The organism is Oceanobacillus luteolus (assembly GCF_023715655.1).
Lineage (GTDB): Bacteria > Bacillota > Bacilli > Bacillales > Amphibacillaceae > Oceanobacillus > Oceanobacillus luteolus.
On sequence record NZ_JAMBON010000072.1, the window covers coordinates 1 to 5,248 of the forward strand.

General features: G+C 36.9%; 6 protein-coding genes. All 6 read right to left on the reverse strand.

What is annotated here, in order from left to right; genetic code table 11:
- Positions 1-324 precede the first annotated feature (324 nt).
- From M3210_RS19215 to M3210_RS19240, 6 genes are read right to left on the reverse strand one after another with little or no spacing between them, the layout of a single operon-like run.
- Positions 325-750 (reverse strand): MaoC family dehydratase, encoded by a 426-nt coding sequence (locus tag M3210_RS19215; protein ID WP_251517778.1) that lies wholly within the window; start codon positions 748-750, stop codon positions 325-327.
- A 20-nt stretch (positions 751-770) separates the two neighbouring features.
- Complete coding sequence (locus M3210_RS19220) at positions 771-2,717, reverse strand: FtsX-like permease family protein (protein WP_251517780.1); 1,947 nt, start codon at positions 2,715-2,717, stop codon at positions 771-773.
- A gap of 1 nt (position 2,718) precedes the next feature.
- On the reverse strand, positions 2,719-3,471 hold the full coding sequence (locus tag M3210_RS19225; protein WP_251517782.1) for an ABC transporter ATP-binding protein: 753 nt from the start codon (positions 3,469-3,471) through the stop codon (positions 2,719-2,721).
- 56 nt (positions 3,472-3,527) lie between these two features.
- Positions 3,528-4,322 (reverse strand): aminoglycoside adenylyltransferase domain-containing protein, encoded by a 795-nt coding sequence (locus tag M3210_RS19230; protein ID WP_251517784.1) that lies wholly within the window; start codon positions 4,320-4,322, stop codon positions 3,528-3,530.
- A 3-nt stretch (positions 4,323-4,325) separates the two neighbouring features.
- Positions 4,326-4,826 (reverse strand): DUF1572 family protein, encoded by a 501-nt coding sequence (locus M3210_RS19235; protein ID WP_251517787.1) that lies wholly within the window; start codon positions 4,824-4,826, stop codon positions 4,326-4,328.
- A gap of 14 nt (positions 4,827-4,840) precedes the next feature.
- Positions 4,841-5,116 carry a hypothetical protein gene (locus M3210_RS19240; RefSeq protein WP_251517790.1) on the reverse strand — a complete coding sequence of 92 codons (276 nt, stop codon included), beginning with the start codon at positions 5,114-5,116 and terminating at the stop codon, positions 4,841-4,843.
- Between the last annotated feature and the right edge of the window lie 132 nt (positions 5,117-5,248).

Genomic DNA, 5,248 nt, shown 5'->3' on the forward strand with positions numbered 1-5,248 from the left:
CTTTTTCACGTAAAACGCCCTTTATACTACCGCGCTTCGCTTGCTTGCCCTGTCTTTGGTGTTGAAGTCTTGCGACTTCAACACCAAAGACAGGGTATATGTTCTCCCACAAACATTTTACTCTAACGAAAATCCAGATCGTTATAAATCACAAATCACCCTTGCTAAGAGAAGAATAGAAGCATTCAGCATTTCCCTATTCCTTATCGATAGAGAAATAGATGATATCGAAAAAAATAATTAGGATAGATTCAAACTATTCCACTTATTAATGAGGGGCCATCTCCAAGTTGGGAAAAGGCCCTCTATATTCCCTTTTATCCCCTATCTCTTAATTAATGCAGATAGTTCTCCTTCTAACACTTTCTCCTTATTATCATTGAAAGTAGAAAACAATACTGTTAGGAGGCCCGTTTCCTTGTTCACGGTTTTTTTGCCAATAACTTGAATGATCGTAAGTAATTCATCACCAGGATAAACTGGTTTGATAAATTTAATATTATTCATCCCAGTTCCTGCAATAACATCCTCCCCGTATTTCCCTTCTTCGACCCATAACTTGAATGATATCGCCAATGTATGCATACCCGAAGCAATGATCCCATTAAATCTTCCTTGTTCTGCTTTCTCCTCATCCAAATGCATGTATTGAGGATCAAATTCAGTTGCAAACCTCATAATATCCTCTTTTGTTACCGTGTAAGGTTTCGTCTCGAACATATCTCCAATTGTAAATTCATCTAACTTCATATAGAAACACCTCCTTAAACTTACTTAAAATCAACAAGATCCCTAAACATCTTCTTCCTAGCAAAATTCATGAACACAGTGAGGATGACAAAGTAAATTCCCGCAAGCATGAAAAAGCGCACTAACATCAACGGGTTTTCAACTATCCCTCCTATATCTTGTGCCATTGCGATGATGTAAAGCAAAGCAATAATCAAGCCAAGTAATGTCGGCAGCATAAATAGTGTCGTAATTTCCTGGGAAATTAATTTTCTAACTTCTTTACTCGTAATTCCAATGCGATACAGCTTTTGGATTCTCTGTTCTTCCTTATCCACTTCAGAAAATAATTGAATATATAACAGGAGAAACGAACCGATAAAGAATAGAATGCTAAAAAATATCGTCACAAAAAAGGATATACCATTTGCGTTCATTGTACTTTCATAACCATCCACCCGAGAATCAATGTAAAATAGTTCTTCTTCCAGTGGTACATGATCGACATCCAACAAAGGCGTCTTCGCGTTATAATCATGAAATGCGTGCTCCAGTGCCAGGACTGCTGCTTCCGATTCTTGCCAGTTCTCCACATGGATAAGGTGAAGAGTCGCATCCATTCCATTGATATTTTCTTTATAGTCCGCCAAATCCGCATCATGAAGAATAAATAAATCACCTAAATAATTAAAGTGCTTCTCCGCGATGACTTGGGTAGTTTCATATATTACCTCTTCCCCATTACTTGAGAATCGTAAGTCATTTCTGTAATAAAGACTTTCAATCTCACCTGTCACTTCATGATTTAAATGATAGATCAGCTCGTTAGGTTGCACTAAATATGGGTTGTCCGAAAATTCATTAAATACACTAAGAGGCATGAGTGCGAGTTGATAAGTGTAACCATCATAATCCTCTTGAAAATGAAAATAAATCGGAAAAGTAAGATGTTCCCGTATTGGATTCCCATATTCTGCGAAAATTCTATCTAGCTCTTCTGCTGATAAATTATTTTTACTATCCGTTGAAATATAGCCGATATCATAAGGATTCTGCTCGACCACTTCTTTTTCCGTTTCTTTATAGAGATGATATACTATTGTACTATAAAGCAGGGTCACCATAATCATAATCGTTACAATCGTCATGATTGTTGTGAACTGTTTATATTTATAATCCAAGCTTGTTAAATAAAGCAGCTTCCGATAATAAAAATGTTTATTCTTTTTAATCAGACCAATCAGAAAAGAAGTTAGTTGATTCAATGCGATATAAAGACCAAGAAACGTACCAAGCGCCCAGAGCAACAGATACTCTCCTCCATCGGAGTCCGTATATGTGACATATAGTCCTACAATCGATCCAACGACTATTGCGACACCAATTCCTCCGATAGCTGGATGTTTATGTGCCGTGTTCTCCGTAATTTTTTCTGTCTTTACGTTATCAATGATATTTCTACTCATCGTCATATAAAGTGATTGTCCGATAGAAATGATAAAAACAATAAAAAAAGCACCAACCGTGTAAGTGAACATGTTAACGTTTAGTTGAAAAGCAAAATCTGTGATATCGACACTTTTCAATAACAGCCAGAAAATGAGCCTAGAGATAATGACACCTGATCCCAGTCCCACTATAAGAGCGACTAACCCAATGACACTATTTTCTAATAGTAGCAATTTAGCAATATCACGATTCGTCATGCCCAATGTCATAAAAAGCCCGAACTCACTCCGCCTTTTCTTCATAAAAATCTGATGAGCATAGCTGATGAAAAAAATAGTAAACATGATCAGTGCGGCACCGGGAATCGACAACACATACACTAATCCTTCAATCTGTTTCACTGAAACAATGTATTCATTCAGATACAGCGTCATAAAAACAAAGATGAATAAGACTGCCGCGCTATTACATAAAAAGTAAAAAAGATACTTCTTATAATGATACTTCGCCATTTTCCAGACGATTTTCTGGAAGGTCATGTCAGTTGCCTCCCAATAACGTAAGATGTTCCATGACTTCATCCAGAAATTTAGTTCGCTCTGATTTCTTCTCCAAGCTTGAATGGATTGCCCCGTCTCTAATAAAAACGATTCGTTGGCAATAACTAGCAGCAAAAACATCATGGGTTACAAGAAGAACAGTTGTTGACAGTTCCTTTACCACTTTTTCCAAACACTCCATAATTGTTGTCGAGGATTTCGAATCCAGATTCCCTGTAGGTTCGTCCGCGTATATTATCTGAGGATCATTTACCAATGCCCGACTAACAGCAGTCCGTTGCTGTTGTCCACCCGAAATATGATATGGATATTTATGTAGGATGTCTTCGATCTCAAAAAGGCCCGCAAGCTCCTGGACTTTCTCTTCCATTTCCGATACGCTTTTCTTTTCCAATATCATTGGCAGCATGATATTTTCTTTTACCGTTAGACTATCCAATAAGTTAAAATCCTGAAATACAAACCCTAACTGCTTACGGCGAAATTGAGCCAAACTGTTCGCGTCCATATCATGAAGCATCACACCTCCCAACAGAACCTCTCCAGATGTAGGTTTATCAATTCCACTTAAGATGTTGAGTAAAGTCGTTTTGCCGCTACCTGATGGCCCCATAATCGCAAGGAATTCCCCTTTTGTTACCGATAGTTGAATTCCATTTAATGCAGTCGTAGCTCCTTCCGCTTCTGCTTTTCCGTATACTTTGACAATATTTCTAGCTTCCAATACACTCATCGTCTCCCCCTCCAGCTCCTTTATATATTTTTTAAAAAGTGTTTAGAAACCACGCCTTAATTCAATATCTCTTCCACTCTCTCTAATAGATAATTCCTTAGCGATACAAGCTCTTCCTCATTAAAGTCATGATTTTCCTGTCCCGTATAGTTATCAACTGCTTTACTTACCGTACTTCTTAATCTTTCCTGTAACTTTCCCTTTCCCCAATTTCCCGCTTCCAACTTCGAAGAAATAACCCCTTCACTTAGATACCAATACACTCTAATGATATTTAAGGAACAATATATGGGGTCTTCTGTAATATTTTTCAAACAATCCCGGTAGTCAGCTACTATGGATGAAATATAATGAGCTTTTGGGATTGGTGGAAATACCTTGTCGATCGGTTCCCCCTCTATACAAAGACCTCTATGATGAGTAATAGTTATGTGGGCGGCCAAATCTATATCTGTATTCTTGTTTTCATTGATACATAGATTAGATCCGTTGGACAGATCATTTTCAAATCTCTTTCTCCAAGCTTCACTATAATGTAATTCAAATGGACAGGGATGTCTCCAATCCAATAGATCTACTCTGTTTAAAAAACTTATTTCTAAGGGATAGGGAGAGTTGGAATATTGGAGAAACAACTGAGCTAATATCTTCTTTTTCTCAACTTCCATTGAGTTATTAACTACCACCAAAACATCTATATCACTGCTTCTCGGATTAAATCCTCCCATCGCTAAAGAACCGTGTATATAAAATCCTACGAAATCACGACCTACAACGTTCTTTATTCCTTCTTTTAGATCCATGATATAATCTTTCACATCTTTAGGGCAGGTGTTCCAATCATATACCATTTTTTATGTATCACCTCTTGGAATACTTAATATCGACCAATCCTTCCCCTTTATTTGCTTTCCAATATAAAGGATTTGTCCTAAGTGATAACTGATATGAGCGATTTCCGTTTGAATCGCTTGAAGAATACTTATGGATTTCCCCCTCAAGGTTACCGTTTTGTGTAGATCTTCAGATTGCAGGTTTTCAATGGTATGAAATAATAAATCCCAGCCTTCCTGCCAAATTTTCATTAAACTTTCCCGTGATTCATTGCCCTCAACAAATTCCAAGTCCCTATTTCTATAAGTTTTTTCTCCATCCGTTGTTAAAAAATCCACCCATCGGGAGTGCATATTTCCACTTAAATGCTTTATTATGATCGCAATGCTGTTTGACTCTTCATTCAGCTTCCAATGCAGTTCATCTTCAGACAATTGCTGTATTCCTTCTTCTGCACGTTCTTTAAAGTGTTTAAATTGTTTCTTTATAATTTCAAGATATTCCACTTCTATACAGCTCATTCAATCCCTCCAACTCACGGTTCCTGAAATCCATATATTCCAATCCAAATAAAAATTGCAAAGTAAATCATCATTAAACCATTGATAAAAATTAAAGTTTTTCTGGTTGTTCCTTTTGGACTAAAACAAGCGCTTACAATACCTAAAACATTAAAAAAGATAGGGGTAAATACACTAATATCAAATAAATAATCAACAAAAGCAACGGTCTTCGCTTGATAAAGCGACATCATCATGATTAAAGTTATGGAGAAAAAAATAATAGAAAGCATCGCAAAGAACTTTTTCATCCCCACTCCCCCTCGTATATTATGTTTAGGCCTACATTTTCCGCCTATTATTTCCTTGTAATTCACCCTGTTGATATGTCAAATGACTTGGACGCTCTGGGATATTCCTAGATAATGGTCTTAGGATCATTT